This window comes from Bradyrhizobium sp. F1.13.3 (assembly GCF_040548265.1).
Lineage (GTDB): Bacteria > Pseudomonadota > Alphaproteobacteria > Rhizobiales > Xanthobacteraceae > Bradyrhizobium.
This window is the reverse complement of the sequence record NZ_JBEPRI010000003.1, coordinates 102,949-122,422: the sequence shown is the minus strand read 5'-3', so window position 1 is coordinate 122,422 and position 19,474 is coordinate 102,949. Positions and strand designations below refer to the sequence as shown.

The following is a 19,474-nucleotide window of genomic DNA, read 5'->3' as shown; positions in this document are numbered from 1 at the left end:
GCGCGCTCTCTTTTCTCGAAGTTGGTTCAGGCAAGCTGAGGCTTCAGGCCACCTGAGCCCTTAAGCCACCTGAGCCTTGGCCATCGGCACCGCGTCACGTCCCTTCAGGACGTCCATGGCCGCCAACACGCCGCCGCTCCGGTGCGGGATCTTTGCAAGATCGAGGCCCATCTCGACGCCGGCGAGCGTGCCCATCAGCATCAGGTCGTTGAAATGGCCGATATGGCCGATGCGGAACACCTTGCCCTTGACCTTGTTCAGGCCAGTGCCGAGCGACATGTCGAAGTTTTCCAGCACCACCTTGCGGAAGGCGTCGGCATCGTGGCCATCAGGCACGCGCACGCCGGTCAGCGCCGGCGAATGCGCGGCAGGATCGGCGCACTGCGTCTCCAGGCCCCAGACCTTGATTGCGGCACGCGTCGCCGCGCTGTGGCGCTTGTGGCGTGTCCAGACGTTCTCGAGCCCCTCCTCTTCCAGCATCTTGATCGCCTCGCGCAGGCCGTAGAGCAGATTGGTCGCGGGCGTATAGGGGAAGGTGCCGAGCTTGTTGAAGCCGATGACCTCCTGCCAATCCCAATAGGAGCGCATGCCGGGGTTGGCCTTGGCCACCGCGAGCGCCTTCTCCGAGACGGCGTTGAAGCCGAGGCCCGGCGGCAGCATCAGGCCCTTCTGTGAGCCGGCGACCGAGACGTCGATGCCCCAGGCATCGTGCTCGTACTCCATCGAGCCGAGGCCGGAGATGGTGTCGACCATCAGCAGCGCCGGATGCTTGACCCGGTCGAGCAGCTTGCGCACCTCCGGCGGCGGTGTCACGCAGCCGGTCGAGGTCTCGTTGTGGACGACGCAGACCGCCTTGATGGTGTGCTGCTTGTCGGCGACAAGGCGCTTCTCGATCTCGGCGAGATCGGCGCCATGGCGCCAGTCGCCCGGGATGAAGTCGACGTCGAGCTTGAACTTGTCGGCGATGCCGCGCCACAGCACCGCAAACTGGCCGGTCTCGCACATCAGGACCTTGTCGCCGGGCGCGAGCACGTTGACCATCGCGGCTTCCCAGGCGCCGGTGCCGGACGAGGGGAAGATGATCACGGGCTGCTTGGTGCGGAACACCCGCTGCATGCCGGCGAGGACGGCGAAACCGAGCTCGGCGAACTCCGGACCGCGATGGTCCAGCGTCGGCATGTCCATCGCCCGCAGCACCCGGTCGGGCACGTTGGTCGGTCCTGGAATCTGGAGAAAATGCCTTCCAGTATGCACGGTCATCGGCGTCCTTCCCGGTCTTTGAGTCTGGCTTGAGCCCAGCTCGACTTCGAGCCTTTCGGACCGAAGGGCGCTGCGCGAGCCGCTCGAATATCACTATTCGCCGGGCTTGTCCCTCGCCGGGCGGGGTCCGTCAATGCACAAGAAGCAGGGCTCGCCTTGCCAAGGGCCGTGACCGGAGGCAAGACGGGGGCGGCGAACAGGCAAGAGCGGACCATGGCGGCGGAAGTGCCCGGGAAATCACAAGAATCGGCCAAAAAGGACGGCCTTGCGGCACGTCTGGCCCGGGACCTGACCGGCGACGTCCTGTTCGACGCTTTCAGCCGGGGCCGCTACGCCACGGACGCTTCCTTCTACCAGATCATGCCCTACGGCGTGGTGGTGCCGCGCACCATGGACGAGGCCCTCAAGACGCTGGCGATCGCCCGCGACGAGGGATTGAAGGTGACCCCGCGCGGCGGCGGCACCTCACAATGCGGCCAGACCGTCAACGACGGCCTCGTCGTCGATCTCTCGAAGCACCTGAACCGGATCCTGTCGCTCGACGTCGAAGGGCGCACCTGCGTGGTCGAGCCCGGCATCGTGCTCGACGACCTCAACCGCCAGCTGAAAAAGCACGGCCTCTGGTTTCCGGTCGACGTCTCCACGGCCTCGCGCGCCACCATCGGCGGCATGGCCGGTAACAATTCCTGCGGCGGCCGTAGCCTGCGCTACGGCACCATGCGCGACAACACGCTGTCGATGGAGGCCGCGCTCGCCGACGGCACGCTGAGCCGCTTCGGCGAGGTGTCGCGCGATCTCTCCGATCTCGGTGCGAACGACAGCGCGCGTGCCCTGTTCCGCGACATGCTCGATCTCGGCACCCGAGAGGCCGGGGAGATCGCCGCGCGCTTTCCAAAAGTGCAGCGTCGTGTCGGCGGCTACAATCTCGATGCGCTGGTGCCGCGCAATGCGCGCAACAACATGGCCCACCTTCTCGTCGGCTCCGAGGGCACCCTCGCCTTCACCACCAAGGTCGAGCTGAAGCTGTGGCCTGTGATCCGCAACAAGGTGCTCGGAATCTGCCATTTCGGCAGTTTTTACGAGGCGATGGACGCGGCCCAGCATCTGGTCAAGCTCAAGCCTATTGCAGTCGAGCTGGTTGACCGCACCATGCTCGCGCTCGGCCGCGACATCGCGATGTTCCGGCCCATCATCTCCGCCGCGATCAAGGGTGATCCGGATGCGGTGCTCGTGGTCGAGTTCGCCGAGGAGGATCAGGCGGACAATTTCGTGCGCCTGAAGCAGCTCGGCGAGCTGATGGGCGATCTCGGCTTCGGCTGGAACAACGACAAGCGCAAATGGGGCGGCGTGGTGGAAATCACCGAACCCGCGCTGCAGAGCGGGATCGCCGATTTCCGCGCCGCCGGCCTCAACGTCATGATGTCGATGAAGCAGGAGGGTAAGCCGGTCTCCTTCGTCGAGGACTGCGCCGTGCCGCTGCCGCATCTCGCCGACTACACCGCGCGGCTGGGCGAGGTGTTTGCCAAGCACGGCACTAGCGGCACGATGTATGCTCACGCCTCCGAAGGCTGCCTGCATGTGCGGCCCGTGCTGAATTTGAAGTTGGAGAAGGACGTCAAGGCGATGCGGGCCATCGCCGAGGAAGCCTTCGAACTGGTGCGCGAATACAAGGGCTCGCATTCCGGCGAGCACGGCGATGGCTTGGTGCGCTCCGAATTCCACGAGACGATGTTCGGCGAGCGCCTGGTCGCCGACTTCCGCGAGGTGAAGCAGCGCTTCGATCCCGAGGGCGTGCTCAATCCCGGCAAGATCGTCGACGCCCCCAGGATGGACGACCGCTCGCTGTTTCGCTTCAAGCCTGAGTATCGCGTCGCTGAGCTCAAGACAAAACTCGACTGGTCCGCTTATCCCGGGGCCGGCGGCGGTTTTCAGGGCGCGGTCGAGATGTGCAACAACAACGGCGCCTGCCGCAAGCTCGAGGGCGGCGTGATGTGTCCGTCCTACCGCGCGACGCGCAACGAGAAGGACGTGACGCGAGGGCGCGCCAACACGCTCCGCCTCGCGATCTCCGGCCAGCTTGGCGCGGGTGCGCTCTCCTCCGACGAGATGATGGAGACGTTAAAGCTTTGCGTGTCCTGCAAAGCCTGCCGCCACGAATGCCCAACCGGCGTCGACATGGCCAAGATGAAGATCGAGGTGCTTGCCGCGCGCGCCGCCTCGCATGGCCTGACCTTGCGCGACCGGCTGGTCGGCTACCTCCCGCGCTATGCCGGCCTCGCGTCGCGCTTCGCTCCGCTGGCAAATTTGCGCAACCGCAGCCTGCTGCTGCGAAAGCTGTTCGAGCGTTTTGCCGGCATCAGCGCCCGCCGCGCGCTGCCCGCCTTCCGCAGCGACGTGTTCGTGCCGCCGGCCGAAGCGGTCGGACCGGAAACCGGCCGCGAGGTCGTGCTGTTCGCCGACACCTTCAACCGCATCTATGAACGCGAGAACCTCGAGGCCGCGTTGCGCGTGCTCGCGGCCGGCGGCTATCGCGTGCATCTGCCGAAACCCGCAGGCGGTGGCCGTCCGCTGTGCTGCGGCCGGACCTTCCTGTCCGCCGGTCTCGTCGACGAAGCCAAAGTCGAGCTCGATCGTCTTGTCGCCGCCTTCGCGCCGTTTGCCGCGCGCGGCGTGCCGATCGTCGGGCTCGAGCCGAGCTGTCTTTTGACCCTGCGCGACGAGCTCGCCTCGCTGCGCCAGGACAACGACGCCAAGGCCGTCGGCGCCCACGCGCTGACCTTCGAGGAATTCCTGGTGCGCGAGGCCGAGGCCGGCCGGCTGCAACTGCCGCTCGGCAGCGTTGCCGACAAAGCCCTGGTGCACGGCCATTGCCATCAAAAATCCTTCGGCGCGTTCCGGCCGGTCGAGCAGGTGCTGCGCCTCATTCCCAACCTCGAGGTCGAGACCATCGAGTCGAGCTGCTGCGGCATGGCCGGCGCCTTCGGTTATGGCGCGGACACCTACGATGCCTCGATCGAGATGGCGGAGCTCTCGCTATTGCCCGCCGTGCGACGCGCGGACCAGAATACGCTCGTTGTTGCCGACGGCACCTCCTGTCGGCACCAGATCCACGATGGCGCCCAGCGCGAGGCGCTTCACGTCGCGCGCGTGCTGGCGATGAGCCTTGATCGTGCGAAGACCCAATCCACAATCCCTCCCCTCGCAAAGGAAACCAGCCATGGCTGACCTCACCCTCGACACCGCCCGCAAGATCCTCGACGCCGCCTTCGCGAAATCCACCGAGTTGAAGCTGAAGCCGCTCGTCGTCACCATCCTCGACGCCCGCGGCGTGCTCAAGATCGCCGCGGCGCAGGACGGCACCAGCCTGATGCGCGCCGAGATCGCGCACGGCAAGGCCTATGGCGCGCTCGCATTGGGCATGGGCTCTCGCGCACTGTTCCAGCGCGCGCAGGAGCAGGCCTATTTCATCGATGCCGTGAACACCATGGCCAAGGGCGCGCTGGTGCCGGTCCCCGGCGGCGTGCTGATCATGGACGGCCCAACGCTGCTCGGCGCCGTCGGCGTCTCCGGCGACACCTCGGACAATGACGAGGCGTGCGCGGTGGCCGGCATCCAGGCCGCGGGGTTGAAGGCCAACGCGGGGTAGCCCATCATTCTGGGGCGCCCAGCGCTACACCATCACCGTCACCCTGAGGTGCCCGCTTCTTCAGCGGCCCTCGAAGGGCGACGGCCCGGCTGCATCTCGGCTGGACATCCTTCGAGGCTCCCGATGGGGCGCGACGCGCCCCATCGCTCGCGCCTCAGGATGACGGGTTAACAAGTGACCCGGAAGAATCCTATCCTCACCGTCCCGTCCACACCGGCTTGCGCTTCTCGCTGAACGCTTTCAGGCCTTCCTTGGCGTCCTCGGTCATGGCGAGCAGCGCGATCTGGCTCTCGGTGTAGGCGATGCTCTCGTCGAACGACATCGAGGCGATGGCGCGCATCGCGTATTTGCCGCGACGGATCGCGGTCGGGGACTTGTCGACGATGCGGCCGATCAGCCAGTCGACCTTGGCATCCAGTTCGGCCGTGGGCACGACGTAGTTCAGCAGGCCCGCTGCCAATGCCGCTTTCGCATCGAACGGCTCGCCGGTCAGCGCCCACTCATTGACGAGCCGCGGCGGGGCGATGGACTGCAACAGGCTCAACACCTGCATCGGGAACACGCCGACCTTGACTTCCGGCAGGCCGAAGATGACGTGATCGGCGGCGACGGCCATGTCGGTCATGCAGAGCAGGCCCATGCCGCCGGCCATGCAGACGCCGCCAACGCGCGCAATCGCGGGCTTGGTCGCGTTCTGCGACAAGCGCAACAGATCGGCATAGTCGACATTCGGCTTCGAATGATCCATCGCGAAAGCCGCGCCGGAGTTCTGCAGGTCCGCACCGGCGCAGAACGCCTTGTCGCCCGCGCCGGTCAGCACGATGACGCGAACGTCCTTGTCGTCATGCGCGTCGCGATAGCCGCGTGCGATGCCGGCGATGACCTCGCCATTCAGCGCGTTGCGTTTCTCGGGCCGGTTGATGGTGATCCAGAGCGCCTGTCCGCGCTTCTCGGTGATCACGGCTGTGGTGTCGGTCATGGCACGCTCGCTTCCTTGGCTCCCGTTTAGCGGCCATTTGCGGCAGCTCGGGCGGAAGGTGCAAGGGCAATTTGCGGCGCGGTGCCGCTTTAGCGCCTCGACACAAACTTGCGATCCAAGCGCGGTCGCGGCTTAAGCCGCGACCGCTTTCCTGATCCAGACCTTGTTGTCGTGGAAAGCGGCTCCGCCGATCGGCGCGATCGTGTCCGCGCCGGTCAGCATGTTGATGCCGCGATTACCGATATGGTTCTTGTTGGGATGAACGGACTCCGCGATCAGCACGCCGCGGCGCACGCCCTCGAACAGCGTGGCGATCAGCGTTGTCTCGCCGCGGGTGTTGCCGAGCGTCACGGCGTCGCCATGGGCGATGTCGAGCGCGGCCGCATCCAGCGGATGGATCATCACGCTCGCCTTGCCCTCGCGCGCCTGAGAGGACGGCGTCTCGTTGAAGGTGGTGTTGAGGAAGCTGCGCGACGGGCTCGTGGCAAGCCGGAACGGATGGGCTTGGTCGGAATGCTCGATCACCGCCCAATGGTCCGGCAGCGACGGCATCTTGTCGAAGTCACCCATCTTCTGGCCGAACGGGGGATGCGCCCAATCGGCTTTGAAATGGAATTTCCTATCGGCATGGGCGAAGCCGTCGAGATAATGCGACGTGCGGAAGTCCGGCTGCAGGTCGCGCCAGAGGTCGGCTTCGAGACCGGCGATGTCGCCGTGGTCGCTCAGCTTCAGCGTCGCGTCGATCAATTCACGCGGCGTCAGCTCGAACCCCGGATGCCTGGCGCCAAGCCGCGGCGCCAGCGCCTGCAAGACCTCGTGGTTGGAGCGGCATTCCCCGGACGGGTCGATCAGCTTCGGCCCGACCGAGATGTGCTGGTGACCACCGCCGTAATAGAGATCGTCATGTTCCATGAACATCGTCGCAGGCAGCACGATGTCAGCCATCTCGGCCGTCTCGGTCATGAACTGCTCGTGCACCGCGACGAACAAATCCTCGCGTGCAAAACCCTGGCGCACCAGCGCCTGCTCCGGCGCCACCGTCATCGGGTTTGTGTTCTGGATCAGCAGCGCCTTGACCGGACCCTTGCCCTGCAGGGCCTCGGAATCGCCGGTGAGGATGCGGCCGATCTGCGACTGGTCGAGCGCGCGGATGGTTGGGTCGATGGCGTCGTGACCTTCGATGATGGATTCGTCGAAGTGCCACAGCGCATAATTGTTGAAGAAGGCGCCGCCGCCTTCATATTGCCAGGCACCGGTCACCGCGGGAATGCAGTTCGCGGCATGCATCTGCGCCGCGCCGTTGCGCGAGCGGGTGAAGCCATAGCCGAGCCGGAAGAAGGTCCGCTTGGTCTCGCCGACCAGTTTGGCAAAAGCCTCGATCTCCGCCACCGGCACGCCCGAGATCGCGGACGCCCATTCCGGCGTGCGGGTCTTCAGATGCGCCTCGAGCTCGCCAGGGCAATCGGTGTACTTGTCCATATAGGCGCGGTCGGCATAGCCGTCGCGGAACAGGACATGCATCACGCCGCAGGCAAACGCGCCGTCGGTGCCGGGCCGCAGGATGATCTTGATATCCGCCTGCTTCATGGTCTCGTTGTCGTAGATGTCGACGGCCGCGATCTTGGCGCCACGCTCCTTGCGCGCACGGGCGGCGTGCGTCATCACGTTGACCTGCGTGTTGACGGGGTTGGTGCCCCAGATCACCACGAGATCGGACAGCGCCATCTCACGCGGATCGACGCCGGCGATCTTGCCGGTGCCGATCGCAAAGCCGATGCGGCCGACATTGGCGCAGATGGTCTGATAGAACCGCGAATATTTCTTCACATGCGTGAGGCGGTTGAGGCCGTCGCGCATCACCAGCCCCATCGTGCCGGCGTAATAATAAGGCCAGATCGAGTCCGCACCGAACTCGCGCTCGGCCTGGTTGAAGCGATCCGCGATCTCGTCCAGCGCCTCGTCCCAGGTGATCCGGGCGAATTGGCCGGAGCCCTTCGCACCCGTTCGGCGCAGCGGATACATCAGCCTTTCAGGATGATGGATGCGCTCGGCATAACGGGCGACCTTGGCGCAGACCACGCCGGCCGTATAGGTCTGCTTTTTCGAACCGCGGACACGACCGATGCTGCGCCCCTCGACCACCTCGATATCGAGGGCACAGGCCGACGGGCAATCATGCGGACAGGTTGAGTGGCGGATTTCGATCTTGGCGTGCTGGTTCATGTCCAATTTGGTAACACCAAAATACCTGTCAGCCGAGGGTATTTATCCGGCAACGCCCATTCGATTTGCTCAAATCACGCGCCGCCGGTTCCTGCCGCGACCGCGAAGAGCGGCGCCGCCACACCGAAGCCGCAGGATATTCCAGGCCGCATCGGCCCTGTGAGGCGTCGACAGTCCGCCTCCCGTGCCGCTACAGTGCCGGCCAACAAGAACGACATCAGGGAAGTGGGTGTGACGGCCCGACAATTCATGCTGGCGCTGGCCGCCGGCCTGCTCAGCGCCTTCTCCGCGCCCCCGTCCCTGGCGCAAGACTATCCCAATCACGCGGTCCGGATCGTCGTGCCCTTCGGCGCCGGCGGGCCGGCCGATGTCGCGGCCCGGCAGATCGGCAATGCGCTTCAGGAGAGTTTTGGCCAGCCCTTCGTGGTCGAGAACCGCACCGGCGCGGGCGGCGTCATCGGCACGGTCGAAGCGGCGAAGTCACCCGCCGACGGCTACACGCTGTTGATGATGTCCAACACCCAGACCGCGAACGAATCCCTGCTGACGCCGGATAAGCGCAAATACGAGCTGATGCGCGACCTCGCGCCGATCGCACCGGTGAACTCTTCCGATCTCGTCATCGTGGTGAACCCGCAAGTCGCAGCGAAGACGCTGCACGAGTTCGTCGCGCTCGCCAAGTCACAGCCGGGCAAACTGAACTACGCCTCCTCCGGCCAGGGTACGCCCTATCACATGGCCGGTGAGCTGTTCAAAGCCATGGCCGGCATCGACCTCGTCCACGTCCCTTACCGCAACAGTGGCGAGGCCCGCAGCGGCGTGATCGGCGGGCAGGTGCAGATGATGATCGACGCGGTGCCGGCGATGGCGCCGAACATCGGCGAGAACCAGGTCCGCGCGCTCGCGACCACCGGCAAGCAGCGCTCAGCGGTACTGCCGAACGTGCCGACAGCGATCGAGGCGGGCGTAGCAGGCTACGAAGCGACGATCTGGCTCGGCCTGATGGCTCCGGCCGGCACGCCGAAACCTGTGATCGACAAGCTCAATGCCGCCGTGAACGCAATGGTGAAGCGGCCCGACATCGTCAAGCTCTGGACTGCGCAGGGCGCGATGCCCATGTCGATGACGCCGGAGGAATTCGACAAATTCCTGCGCGGCGACATCGAAAAATGGGCCGACGTGGTCAAGAAGTTCGACAAGTCCTGAAGCCGTAGAGCGACAATGCCCACCATTCAATTCCAGCTCAACGGTACGGCGGCGGCTGTGGATGCCGATCCGGATCAGACGCTGCTCGATGTGCTGCGCGGCCGGCTCGGCGTCACAAGTCCGCATTTCGGCTCCGGGGCCGGCGAGTGCGGCGCCTGCCATGTCATGGTCGACGATCGCGCGATGGCCTCCTGCGACATGCCGATGTGGTCGGTCGCGGACAAGGAGGTCGTCACGGTGGAAGGCCTCGGCACGGCGGAGCAACCGCATCCGCTGCAACGCGCCTTTATCGCTGAGCAGGCGATGCAATGCGGCTATTGCGTCTCGGGGATCATGATCAGCGCGGCGGCGCTGCTGAAGCGCAATCAGTCGCCGACGGAGGCGGAGGTGAGAACCGCGCTTGATCGCAATCTGTGCCGTTGCGGATCTCATAACCGCATCGTCCGCGCCGTGCTGCGGGCGGCGTCGGAGATGGCGACATCATGAGTTCGGCCCCCCCTGCCCCGCCACTGCCGGTCAGCCTTGCGGCCAATCCCAAGCTGTCATCCTGGGTGAAGCTCAACGGCGATGGCCGTGTCGCGATCTCGCCCGGCAAGGTCGAGATCGGCCAGGGCATCGTCACCGCCCTGGCGCAGATCGCAGCGGACGAACTCGACGTCGATATTGGCCGCATCGAGATGATCCGCGCCTCCACGGCGGCAAGCCCGAACGAAGGCGTCACCTCGGGCAGCCTTTCGGTCCAGCAATCCGGTCGCGCGCTGCGTCAGGTCTGTGCCGAGGTCCGCCAGCGCTTCCTCACCGCGGCATCGGAGCGTCTGGGTGTCGATGCGTCGCTGCTCGAGATCGATGACGGCACGATCTCTGGCCCCGGCAATGTCAGGACCAGCTATTGGGAGTTGGCCGGCGACGTCTCGCTCGACCACGACGCCATTTCGGGCGCGACAGCGAAGATTGTCGCCAAGCGCACTGTGGCCGGACATTCGGTCCAGCGCGTCGACATTCCCGACAAGGTGTTCGCACGGCCGCGCTTTATTCATGACTGTCCGCTGCCGGACTTGCTGCACGGACGCGTGCTGCGGCCGGACATCTCGGGCGCCAGGCTGATCGCGCTCGATGAGACGGCGACGCGAGCCGTTCCCGGCATCGTCGCGATCGTTCGCGACGGCGGCTTTTCCGGCGTGGTTGCCGACAGCGAGGCCGCGGCGGAAGCCGCGCTGAAGGCCTTGCGCAAGGGCGCGACATGGTCGGCCGGTGAGCCGTTGCCCGACGAAGATGATCTGGCCGGGTTTCTGAAGAGCCAACCGGTCGAAACGACCATCATTGATACCAGGGCCGTAGCAGCGACCGATAAAGCTGCTCACACCCTCCGCCGGCAATACATCCGTCCCTACATTGCGCATGCCTCGATCGCCCCGTCCTGTGCGATGGCACAATGGGACGGTGATCGCGTCCATGTCTGGACGCACAGCCAGGGCGTTTATCTGCTGCGCGCCGACCTCGCGATCGTGCTCAAGCTGCCGGCAGAAAACATCGTCGTCGAGCACATGGAGGGCGCGGGTTGCTACGGTCACAATGCCGCCGACGATGTCGCGCTCGATGCCGTGCTGCTGGCGAAAGCGGCCGGCGGCCGTCCGGTGCGGGTGCAGTGGTCGCGCCACGACGAGATGTCCCATGCGCCGTTCGGCGCGGCGATGGCGATCGAGATCGAGGCCGATCTCGATGCGGACAACGAGATCGTCGGTTGGCGCCATGCGATCTGGAGCAACGGCCACGCGGCGCGGCCCGGGCGCGCGGCCCAGCCCGCGCTGCTTGCCGCAACCGAGATCGCGAATCCCTGGCCGCGCATGATCTCGACCAATCCGCCCGCAACCAATGGCGGTGGCGGCGACCGCAACTCCGTTCCGCTCTACGACCTCAAGGCCTGGACGATCACGAGCCATCGGCTGCTGACCATGCCGGTGCGGACCTCGGCGCTGCGAACACTCGGCGGACAAGGCAATGTCTTCGCCATCGAGTCCCTGCTCGACGAGATCGCAGCCCTGCGCGGCGAAGACCCGATCGCGTTCCGCTTGCGTCATCTGCGCGACGAGCGCGCGAAGGACGTCGTCCGGGCCGCGGCACGCCGCGCGCAGTGGAAACCGCAGAAGCAGGCCGGCATCGGTCATGGCGTCGGCTTCGCCCGCTACAAGAACACGGGGGCCTATTGTGCCGCGATTGCGGAGATCGAGGGCACCGATGACATCCGCGTCAAGCGGCTGACGCTGGCGGTCGATGTCGGCGAGGCCATCAACCCGGACGGCGTCATCAACCAGATCGAGGGCGGCGCGATCCAGGCGACGAGCTGGGTGCTGAAGGAACGCGTCCGCTTCGACCGAACGCGCATCACATCGACGTCTTGGACCGACTATCCGATCCTCACCTTCAGCGAGGTGCCAATGGTGGATGTCGAGATCGTTCAGCGGCCGGAGATCGAGCCGGTCGGCGCCGGCGAGGCCGCCCACGGCCCGGTGACGGCCGCGATCGCGAATGCCGTTTACGATTGCCTCGGCGTGCGGGTGCGCGACCTGCCGATCACCCGCGACAAGATCATTGCAGCCATGGAGCTGGCATCGTGACGACGGTGACCATTTTGAGCGGAGGCGCGGCACAAGGCCTGGTGCGCGGCCTCAGTGATCTCTTCAAGACACAGACCGGCTTCGGCATCGACGGCGAGTTCGGCGCCGTCGGCATCATGGCCGACAAGCTGCGGGCGGGAACGGCGGCCGATCTGGTGATCCTGACGCAGGCGCTGCTTGCAAAGCTTGCCGCGGAGAAGCTCGTCACCCCCTCCTCGATCTCGGATGTCGGGCGGGTCGAGACCGCGCTGGCGGTCCGCAGCCGCGATCCCAAGGTGACCGTGAAGACCGAGGCTGACCTGCGCGAGGTGCTGCGCAGCGCCGACGCGATCTACGTCCCGGACACGAAAGCCTCGACGGCGGGGCAGCACGTCGCAAAGGTGCTGGATCAGCTCGGCATCGCTTACGAGGTCGCGTCGCGCCTCCAGATTTTTCCGAACGGCGCGACCGCGATGCGGGAGCTTGCGGCGTCCACCGCCGCCCATCCCATCGGCTGCACGCAAGCGACCGAGATCATCGCAACCGACGGCATCGCGCTGTCAGGAGCGCTGCCGCCGGGTTGCGAGCTCGTGACGATGTACACGGCCGGGGTGACCACGCGAGCCGCACATCCGCAAGAAGCGGCCGCGCTGATCGCGTTGCTGACCGGCGCAGACCGCAAGGATCTACGCCAGCGCGCAGGCTTCACCGGCTAGATAACCGCTCTATGTGTGCAACTGGGTGAGGCCGGTCGGCGGACCGTCGACTGCGGTCCAGCCGCCATCGACGAACAGCGTGCTGCCGCTGACATAGCTCGCGGCGTCCGAGGCGAGATAGGCGACGGCTGTCGCGACCTCGTCGGCGCTGCTCCAGCGGTTGAACACGGTGTGGCCGGCGTAGAGATTGTAGATGTCGGGACGCTGCTTGAACGGGCCGGTCAGCGCGGTCTCGGCGATGCTCGGCGCGATCGCGTTGACGCGCACGCCGGAGCGTCCAACCTCCGACGCAAAGCCCTTCACCAGCAGGCCGATCGCGGCCTTGGTCGAGCCGTAGACGCCGAGGCCCGGCTCGATGGTCACCGCCCGCACCGAGGAGCAGGCGATGATGCTGCCACCCTTCTGCTCGACCATGATGCGGCCGAAGGCCTGGAAGAACCAGACCGTGCCCTTGATGTTGAGATTGAGGACGCGGTCGAGATCCTCCTCGGTGTAGTCGAGGATGGTCTTGCGGATGTTGAGCCCGGGTGTCGTCACCGCGATGTCGAGCCGCGAGAATTTCTGCATCACGGTCTTGGCCAGCGCATTGACGTCTGCAGCGTTAGCCGCGTCGCACGCAGCTGCCTCGGCCCAGCCGCCCTTCTCGCGAATGCCGGCGGCGGTTGCTTCGGCGACGTCGAGCGCGCGATCGGCGCAGATGACACGGGCGCCGAGCGCGGCCAGCGCCTCGGCCGACGACTTGCCGATCCCGGAGGCGGCGCCGAGCACCACGGCCGACTTGCCGGTGAGATCGAAGAGCTTGCGATAGTCAGTCACGGGTAGATTCTCCTGTATTGCTGCTATCCCTTGTAGCCCATCAGCAGGCGGGGCAGCCACAGCGAGAAGGCGGGGACGTAGGTCACGAACATCAGAGCTGCAATCAGGGCGGCGTAGAAAGGAAGGATGGTGCGCATTACCGCACCCACGGAGATGCCACCGATGGCGCAGCCCACGAACTGCGTGGTTCCGACCGGCGGAGTGTTCAGCCCGAGCGCGCAGTTGATCAGCATCAGCATGCCGAACTGCACCGGATCCATGCCCGCCTTCATCGCGATCGGCAGGAAGATGGGCGTGCAGATCAGGATGGTCGCAGCCATGTCCATGAACGTGCCGAGCACGAACAGGATGACGTTGATGAGCAGGAAGATGACCCAGGGTTGCGTCGAGACCTTGCTCATCATCTCGCCGGCGAAATCGGCGACCTCGTAGAGCCCCATCAGATACTGGAACATGGTAGAGACGCCGATCAGCAGCAGTACCACCCCCGTCGTCTTCACCGCCTTGGCCGCGGCGCGCAGGAAGTTCGGCCAGGTCATCGTGCGATAGATGAAGAACGTCAGCAAGATCGTATAGGTGACCGCGACGGCTGCGGATTCGGTTGCGGTGAACACGCCGGACAAGATACCCGCCAGGATGATGCCGATGATCAGAAGGCCGGGCAGAGCGGCCGCGAGCGAGCGAAAAACTGCGGGCCAGCCCGGGAACTTGCCGGCCGGATAGCCGCGCTTCACCGCGACCGCGTAAGCGGCAACCAGCATGCACACCATCAGCACCAGCGCAGGCAGGAGACCGGCGGCGATCAGCGCGCCGATCGAGACCTTGCCGCCGGCGGCGAGCGCATAGATGATCATGTTGTGACTGGTCGGCATCAAGGCTCCGACCAGCGACGCATGGGTGGTGACGTTGACGGCGTAGTCGGTGTCGAAACCTTCCTTCTTCATCATGGGGATCATCACCGCCCCCATCGCCGACACGTCGGCCACGGGCGAGCCGGACACGCCGCCGAACAGCGTGCAGGCGACCACGTTCGACATGCCGAGCCCGCCGCGGATGTGTCCCACGAGATTCTTGGCGAGTTGCACGATCTTGTCGGCGACGCCGCCATGCAGCATCAGCTCACCGCTGAAGACGAAGAACGGGATAGCGAGGAAGGAGAAGATGTTCATCCCCGACATCATCTGCTGGAAGATGACCGCGACCGGCAGGCCTTCGTAGAGGATGGTGCAAATCGCCGACAGGCCGATCGCGAAGGCGACGGGGACGCCGAGGACCAGGAAGCCGAAGAAAGTGGCGCCGAGAATGATCAGTTCCATGAGGGGACGACCTCTTCGCCGCGCAGGAGAGCGATAATGTGCTCGATTGAAAAGGAGACGATCAGGACGCCGGAGGCGATCAGCGGCACGTAGCGGATGACCTCGGGCAGGCCGAGATTGGGGATCTTCACGGTTCCGACCGAGGCTCCGAGGATCCAGCCGTTATAGGCCATCGCGAGGCCGAAGCCGGCCACCAGGACGTGGATGATGATCTCGATCTTCTCTCGCGCGTGATCCGGCAGCATCACCAGCAAACTGTCCATGCCGATATGCCCGGCATCGCGCACGCCGACGGCAGCGCCGATCAGCGTGACATAGAGGATCAGAACCAATGCTAGGTTCTCCGTCCAGGTCGGGCTGGAATTGAGCACATAACGTCCGAACACCTGGTAGAAGACGATGGTGACGATCACGAGCAGCCCGGTCACCGACAGATACATGCCCAGCCGAGCGACGGGAGCATTGATCCGGGACAGCAAGCCGGTGGACGGGCGTCCGGCTACGTCCAGTTCGTGGTCTGCGACGTGAGGGTCTGTCATCCAAGTCTCCTTGCAAGTCTCCTTGCGCGCCTCCAACGCGTCGGTCCGGTGTCGCCAATCGGCGACGCCGGACCGACGCAATGGTCTTACTTCGTGTCCTGGATACGCTTGACGAGGCCCTTCAGCTTCTCGTCACCTGCGAACTTGTCGTACACCGGCTTCATCGCGTCGACGAACTCCGCCTTGTTGGCGATCGTCACGACCTGAACGCCGGCCGCTTCGACGGTCTTGCGGGACGCCTGCTCGCGCTCGTCCCAGAGCTTGCGCATGACCGGAACCGATTCCTTCGCCGCCTTGCGGACCATCGCCTGGTCCTCCTTGCTCAGCGTGTCCCAGACCGTCTTCGACATCACGAGAACTTCGGGCGCCAGGGAGTGTTCGGTGATGTTGTAGAACTTGGCGGCCTCGAAGTGGCGCGAGGACTCGTAAGACGGCCAGTTGTTCTCGGCAGCGTCCACCAGACCGGTCTTGAGAGCGGTATAGACCTCTCCATAGGGCATCGGCGTCGGATTGGCCCCGAGGCTCTGGATCATGCCGACCCACAGATCGGATTGCTGGACGCGAATCTTCAGACCCTTGAGGTCCGCGAGCGACTTGATCGGTGCCTTGACGGTGTAAATGGACCGGGCGCCGCTGTCATAATAGGCGAGGCCGACCAGGCCGGCGGGCGCCATGGCCGCCAGGATCTCGTCGCCGATCGGCCCGTCAAGGACGGTGCGCATGTGCTGCGTGTCCCGGAAGATGAAGGGCAGGCACAACGCGATGGTTTCCGGCACGAAGTTGTTCAACGGCGATGCGTTGATCCGCATCATGTCGAGTGCGCCGATCTTGAGCTGCTCGATGGTGTCCTTCTCGGAGCCCAGGGCACCGTTGGGAAACACTTTCACTCCGAGCTTGCCGCCGCTCGCCGCGGCGAGCTGCTTGCCCATGAACTTGACGGCCTCAACGGTCGGATAATCGGCGGGGTGGATGTCGGCGGAACGGAAATCGCGTGCGGTCGCCAAGGGGGCTGAGACCGCCAGCAGAGCGGCTGCGATGATGCCGGTGAGTATCTTCATCTGGGCTTCCTCCTGAGTTGATTATGTCGTTGGGCAGATGCTGCGGGCCGCCTTGGGTCGCTCCACTTCCGGTGTGAAGTCAAGCGCCATCGTCGTCCCTAGGGCGCGCGGCATTCCCTGTCCAAGCCAAATCCGGCATCGATCAATGCTAGAGTTGCATCGATGGATCGACCCGGGTTTGGGCAGACAACCGGCTCATCGACCAGTTTTTCCGAAATCACCTGCCGTCTGGCACGGGAAGCGTTCATGCGCGTTGCTTGACGACGCCGGTGCGGCCCTCTCAAGATGCTGCGAAACGAAACGAACCATCCCGAGGAATGCCCATGCCGCGGAAGCTGATCGACATCTCCGTGCCGCTCAGAAACGATGTGACGGCGGATCCGCCGGGCAATCACCCGACGATCCAGTACATCGATCACCAGCAGGGCCTGCCGCGGATGCTGCAGTTCTTCGACGGCCTCACGGCACGGGACCTGCCGGACGGCCAGGGCTGGGCCGTCGAGCAGGTCTCGCTGTCAACCCATAACGGCACGCATCTCGATGCGCCCTGGCACTTCCATCCAACCATGAATCGCGGCGAACGGTCATGGACGATCGACGAAGTGCCGCTGGAATGGTGCTTTCAGCCCGGCGTGAAGCTCGACTTCAGGCATCTCCCCGATGGCTATGTCGCGAGCGCGGACGACGTCGAGAAGGAGTTGAGGCGGATCGGGCATGCGCTGTCGCCGCTGGAGATCGTCGTCGTCAACACCGGCGCAGGCGCCAAGTTCGGCCAAGCCGACTATGTCAGCTCAGGCTGCGGCATGGGCTATGAGGCCACCATGTATCTGCTCGAACGCGGCGTGCGGCTGACCGGCACCGACGGCTGGAGCTGGGACGCGCCGTTCGTCCACACCGCGAAGAAATATGCCGAAACGAAAGATGCCGGCCTGATCTGGGAGGGCCACAAGGCGGGGCGGCACATCGGCTATTGCCATCTCGAGAAGCTGCACAATCTCGACCAGCTGCCTTCGACCGGGTTCACCGTCTCGTGCTTTCCAGTGAAAATCGAGCGGGCCTCCGCGGGCTGGACCCGCGCCGTCGCGATCATCGACAGCTAGCTGTCGAGCCCGCTCTCGGCGAGTTCGCGCAAGGCATCAATGTCGAGCACGACAATGGCGCCGTGCTCGAGACGAACCCAGTTGCGGCCCGCCCAGGCGCGCAATTGCTTGTTGATGCTCTCGCGTGTCATCCCCACCATCTCGCTGATCTCCTGCTGCGTGATGACAAGCGTGCCGCTGCCGGAGTCGAACTTGCGCTCTTCGGTGAGGCCGAGCAGTGCGCTGGCGAGCCGGCCCGGCAGATTTTGCAGGATCACCTGCTCGACCTGCTGGCTGGTCCAGCGCAGGCGCGCGCAGAGCAGCTCGATGAATTTCATTGCGAGCGCCGGCTGGCTCTTCACGAACGGCAGGAAGTCCCGGCGATCGATGATGTAGAGCTCGCAAGTGGTGTTGGCGGTCGCATCGGCCGACCTGGGGGCGCCGTCGAGCACCGCGATTTCGCCGAAGATCTCTCCAGGACCGATCAGATTGAGAATAGCGTTGCGGCCGTCAGGCGACGAAGAGGAAATCTTCACCGTCCCTGTGATCACCGCGAACAGATTGTTGCCGGGATCGCCCTTCGCGGCGATCGTCGCGCCGCGCTTCACCGTGGTGTGCTTGGCGTAACGGCAGAGCTGATCCAGCGCCTCCGGCTCCAGATCCGCAAAGATCGGGTGCTTGCGCAGGACCGATAATTTATTCCCCGCCGCTTGTCGGGGGTCGTCGCCGGTCTTGTCCTGAGGCACGCCACTGGGCTCCTAAGACTGCGAGGCACTGGGGTCCCTGCGTAGTCAGTGTAGCCCAGTTTTTCAACCGGAAAGCATGCGCCCCCATTTGAGGCAAACGCGGCGAAAATGCCGCGGTCAGGCACAAAGTCCGCAGCCGAAGGATGAGCCAATGCGTCTCAGTCGATGCAGAGTTGCAAGCGCCGCAAGCCGCCCTTGCGTTGAGGCGCTGCCAACCATCCCGAACTCGCACGGCATAGCCCGCGCCGCGGGTGCCGCAAAATGCGACCGTGATCTCAGGAGCTTCGAGGCTTGACGTCCGACTCGGGCCGGCTTGCGCTGGTCTGCCGGTCTGCCCAGACCAGTGCCCCGGCGAATGTGACAAAGATTGCCACGACTATGATGCTCATAAGCAACGCGTCAGCCGGCATGATGCCCTCCCCTGTGTTTCAGGCATTATTCGGGGCACGCGGCCGAACGCATTGATCCCGGTCAAAATTGAGCCGCGCTACGTCGGAATCAGGCTGCGGCCAGAGCCTCGACCTTCGCCGGATCGAGCAGGCTGATCCCGCCATGAATGATCTCGATGACGCCGTGGCGCTCCAGCTTGGTGAAGGTGCGGCTGACGGTCTCGATGGTCAGGCCGAGGTAGTCGGCGATGTCCTGGCGGCTCATTGGAAGCGGAACCGTGTCCGACGCCCCCTTCAGCGAGACCAGCCGTTCGCGCCAGCCGAGCAGAAAGGCCGCAACCTTTTCGTCCGCCGAACGGCGGCCGAGCAGGACCATGTGGTCCCGGGCCTGGTTCAGCTCGCGAATTGCCAGTTCGTTGATCCGCCTGAGGAGGTGCAGCCGGTCCTCGATGAAACGGCCGAAAGGTGCCTTAGCGAACTGGCATACGGTCACCGCGCCGATCGCATCGGCCGAAAAATTGTGCCTGCCCGAAACATTCATCCCCAGGAAATCGCCGGGCAAGGCAAAGCCCACGATCTGCCGGCGGCCGTCGGTCAGCAGCTTGTACAGCCGCATGACGCCCTCGACGAGATTGTAGAACGAGGTCGTGATGTCCTCCTCGGAGAACACAGTCTCGCCTGAGGAAAAATGGACGCGCCGACCGAGATGCTCGAATTCCCGAAGCTCGACCGCATCCAACGACGAACAAACCGCAGATGCGCGGACAGCGCAATCGCTGCAGAGCTGCCAGTTCGGCTCAATCGTGACTACGGGCTTCATCGACCGCTCCAAGCGCCGGCTGCCCATCAGGCCGATTCCGCCGCGCGGCTGCATTTTACTGCACTGCGCCAAAGCCGGTTGACCCAG

16 protein-coding genes are annotated in these 19,474 nt (G+C 64.9%); 7 read left to right on the top strand and 9 right to left on the bottom strand.

Going from position 1 to position 19,474, the window contains the following annotated elements; all coding sequences use genetic code 11:
- Nucleotides 1-60 precede the first annotated feature (60 nt).
- On the bottom strand, nucleotides 61-1,260 hold the full coding sequence (locus ABIB66_RS10265) for a pyridoxal-phosphate-dependent aminotransferase family protein (RefSeq protein ID WP_354254750.1): 1,200 nt from the start codon (nucleotides 1,258-1,260) through the stop codon (nucleotides 61-63).
- 213 nt (nucleotides 1,261-1,473) lie between these two features.
- Here ABIB66_RS10265 and ABIB66_RS10260 point away from each other — a divergent pair, with 213 nt between their 5' ends.
- Entirely contained in the window at nucleotides 1,474-4,485 is a 3,012-nt protein-coding gene (locus ABIB66_RS10260; protein WP_354254749.1) for an FAD-binding and (Fe-S)-binding domain-containing protein, read from the top strand.
- Nucleotides 4,478-4,906: a GlcG/HbpS family heme-binding protein gene (locus tag ABIB66_RS10255; RefSeq protein WP_354100986.1), complete on the top strand. Its 429-nt coding sequence runs from the start codon at nucleotides 4,478-4,480 to the stop codon at nucleotides 4,904-4,906. Before ABIB66_RS10260 ends, ABIB66_RS10255 begins: the two co-directional genes overlap by 8 nt.
- A gap of 196 nt (nucleotides 4,907-5,102) precedes the next feature.
- Here ABIB66_RS10255 and ABIB66_RS10250 read toward each other — a convergent pair whose 3' ends face one another.
- Together ABIB66_RS10250 and ABIB66_RS10245 are read right to left on the bottom strand one after the other, a co-directional pair.
- Entirely contained in the window at nucleotides 5,103-5,885 is a 783-nt protein-coding gene (locus tag ABIB66_RS10250) for an enoyl-CoA hydratase/isomerase family protein (RefSeq protein ID WP_354210176.1), read from the bottom strand.
- 132 nt (nucleotides 5,886-6,017) lie between these two features.
- Nucleotides 6,018-8,108 (bottom strand): molybdopterin-dependent oxidoreductase, encoded by a 2,091-nt coding sequence (locus ABIB66_RS10245; RefSeq protein ID WP_354210178.1) that lies wholly within the window; start codon nucleotides 8,106-8,108, stop codon nucleotides 6,018-6,020.
- Between the two features lie 249 nt (nucleotides 8,109-8,357).
- Between ABIB66_RS10245 and ABIB66_RS10240 the strand changes: the two genes are divergently transcribed.
- Genes ABIB66_RS10240 through ABIB66_RS10225 form a run of 4 tightly spaced genes read left to right on the top strand, consistent with a single transcriptional unit; the run spans nucleotide 8,358 to nucleotide 12,624 of the window.
- Nucleotides 8,358-9,314 carry a tripartite tricarboxylate transporter substrate binding protein gene (locus ABIB66_RS10240; RefSeq protein WP_354254866.1) on the top strand — a complete coding sequence of 319 codons (957 nt, stop codon included), beginning with the start codon at nucleotides 8,358-8,360 and terminating at the stop codon, nucleotides 9,312-9,314.
- A 15-nt stretch (nucleotides 9,315-9,329) separates the two neighbouring features.
- A complete protein-coding gene (locus ABIB66_RS10235; protein ID WP_354254748.1) occupies nucleotides 9,330-9,800 on the top strand; it encodes a (2Fe-2S)-binding protein in 471 nt (156 codons plus the stop codon).
- Nucleotides 9,797-11,929, top strand: coding sequence for a xanthine dehydrogenase family protein molybdopterin-binding subunit (locus tag ABIB66_RS10230; RefSeq protein ID WP_354254747.1), 2,133 nt, complete (start codon nucleotides 9,797-9,799; stop codon nucleotides 11,927-11,929). Before ABIB66_RS10235 ends, ABIB66_RS10230 begins: the two co-directional genes overlap by 4 nt.
- Entirely contained in the window at nucleotides 11,926-12,624 is a 699-nt protein-coding gene (locus tag ABIB66_RS10225) for a molybdate ABC transporter substrate-binding protein (protein ID WP_354100990.1), read from the top strand. Before ABIB66_RS10230 ends, ABIB66_RS10225 begins: the two co-directional genes overlap by 4 nt.
- Nucleotides 12,625-12,633: 9 nt before the next feature.
- Here the strand turns inward: ABIB66_RS10225 and ABIB66_RS10220 are convergent, their stop codons facing one another.
- The 4 genes from ABIB66_RS10220 to ABIB66_RS10205 all read right to left on the bottom strand — a co-directional run bounded on the left by ABIB66_RS10220 (nucleotide 12,634) and on the right by ABIB66_RS10205 (nucleotide 16,353).
- Nucleotides 12,634-13,440 carry an SDR family NAD(P)-dependent oxidoreductase gene (locus ABIB66_RS10220; RefSeq protein WP_354057805.1) on the bottom strand — a complete coding sequence of 269 codons (807 nt, stop codon included), beginning with the start codon at nucleotides 13,438-13,440 and terminating at the stop codon, nucleotides 12,634-12,636.
- 23 nt (nucleotides 13,441-13,463) lie between these two features.
- Nucleotides 13,464-14,756, bottom strand: a complete 1,293-nt coding sequence (locus tag ABIB66_RS10215; protein ID WP_354057803.1) for a TRAP transporter large permease — start codon at nucleotides 14,754-14,756, stop codon at nucleotides 13,464-13,466.
- Nucleotides 14,747-15,295: a TRAP transporter small permease gene (locus ABIB66_RS10210; RefSeq protein WP_354254746.1), complete on the bottom strand. Its 549-nt coding sequence runs from the start codon at nucleotides 15,293-15,295 to the stop codon at nucleotides 14,747-14,749. Before ABIB66_RS10210 ends, ABIB66_RS10215 begins: the two co-directional genes overlap by 10 nt.
- An 86-nt stretch (nucleotides 15,296-15,381) precedes the next feature.
- Nucleotides 15,382-16,353, bottom strand: a complete 972-nt coding sequence (locus ABIB66_RS10205) for a TRAP transporter substrate-binding protein (RefSeq protein WP_354057799.1) — start codon at nucleotides 16,351-16,353, stop codon at nucleotides 15,382-15,384.
- Between the two features lie 323 nt (nucleotides 16,354-16,676).
- Here ABIB66_RS10205 and ABIB66_RS10200 point away from each other — a divergent pair, with 323 nt between their 5' ends.
- Nucleotides 16,677-17,453, top strand: a complete 777-nt coding sequence (locus tag ABIB66_RS10200) for a cyclase family protein (RefSeq protein WP_354100991.1) — start codon at nucleotides 16,677-16,679, stop codon at nucleotides 17,451-17,453.
- On the opposite strand, the gene ABIB66_RS10195 is transcribed toward ABIB66_RS10200, so the two are convergent.
- Both ABIB66_RS10195 and ABIB66_RS10190 read right to left on the bottom strand, forming a co-directional pair.
- Nucleotides 17,450-18,178: a Crp/Fnr family transcriptional regulator gene (locus ABIB66_RS10195; protein ID WP_354100992.1), complete on the bottom strand. Its 729-nt coding sequence runs from the start codon at nucleotides 18,176-18,178 to the stop codon at nucleotides 17,450-17,452. The genes ABIB66_RS10200 and ABIB66_RS10195 overlap by 4 nt on opposite strands.
- A gap of 498 nt (nucleotides 18,179-18,676) precedes the next feature.
- Nucleotides 18,677-19,387, bottom strand: a complete 711-nt coding sequence (locus tag ABIB66_RS10190; RefSeq protein WP_275169827.1) for a helix-turn-helix domain-containing protein — start codon at nucleotides 19,385-19,387, stop codon at nucleotides 18,677-18,679.
- Nucleotides 19,388-19,474 lie beyond the last annotated feature (87 nt).

Coding starts and splice junctions, on each gene's coding strand:
- ABIB66_RS10265 (WP_354254750.1), bottom strand. CDS start 1,260: ATGACCGTGCATACTGGAAGGCATTTTCTCCAGATTCCAGGACCGACC.
- ABIB66_RS10260 (WP_354254749.1), top strand. CDS start 1,474: ATGGCGGCGGAAGTGCCCGGGAAATCACAAGAATCGGCCAAAAAGGAC.
- ABIB66_RS10255 (WP_354100986.1), top strand. CDS start 4,478: ATGGCTGACCTCACCCTCGACACCGCCCGCAAGATCCTCGACGCCGCC.
- ABIB66_RS10250 (WP_354210176.1), bottom strand. CDS start 5,885: ATGACCGACACCACAGCCGTGATCACCGAGAAGCGCGGACAGGCGCTC.
- ABIB66_RS10245 (WP_354210178.1), bottom strand. CDS start 8,108: ATGAACCAGCACGCCAAGATCGAAATCCGCCACTCAACCTGTCCGCAT.
- ABIB66_RS10240 (WP_354254866.1), top strand. CDS start 8,358: ATGCTGGCGCTGGCCGCCGGCCTGCTCAGCGCCTTCTCCGCGCCCCCG.
- ABIB66_RS10235 (WP_354254748.1), top strand. CDS start 9,330: ATGCCCACCATTCAATTCCAGCTCAACGGTACGGCGGCGGCTGTGGAT.
- ABIB66_RS10230 (WP_354254747.1), top strand. CDS start 9,797: ATGAGTTCGGCCCCCCCTGCCCCGCCACTGCCGGTCAGCCTTGCGGCC.
- ABIB66_RS10215 (WP_354057803.1), bottom strand. CDS start 14,756: ATGGAACTGATCATTCTCGGCGCCACTTTCTTCGGCTTCCTGGTCCTC.
- ABIB66_RS10210 (WP_354254746.1), bottom strand. CDS start 15,295: ATGACAGACCCTCACGTCGCAGACCACGAACTGGACGTAGCCGGACGC.
- ABIB66_RS10205 (WP_354057799.1), bottom strand. CDS start 16,353: ATGAAGATACTCACCGGCATCATCGCAGCCGCTCTGCTGGCGGTCTCA.
- ABIB66_RS10200 (WP_354100991.1), top strand. CDS start 16,677: ATGCCGCGGAAGCTGATCGACATCTCCGTGCCGCTCAGAAACGATGTG.
- ABIB66_RS10190 (WP_275169827.1), bottom strand. CDS start 19,387: ATGAAGCCCGTAGTCACGATTGAGCCGAACTGGCAGCTCTGCAGCGAT.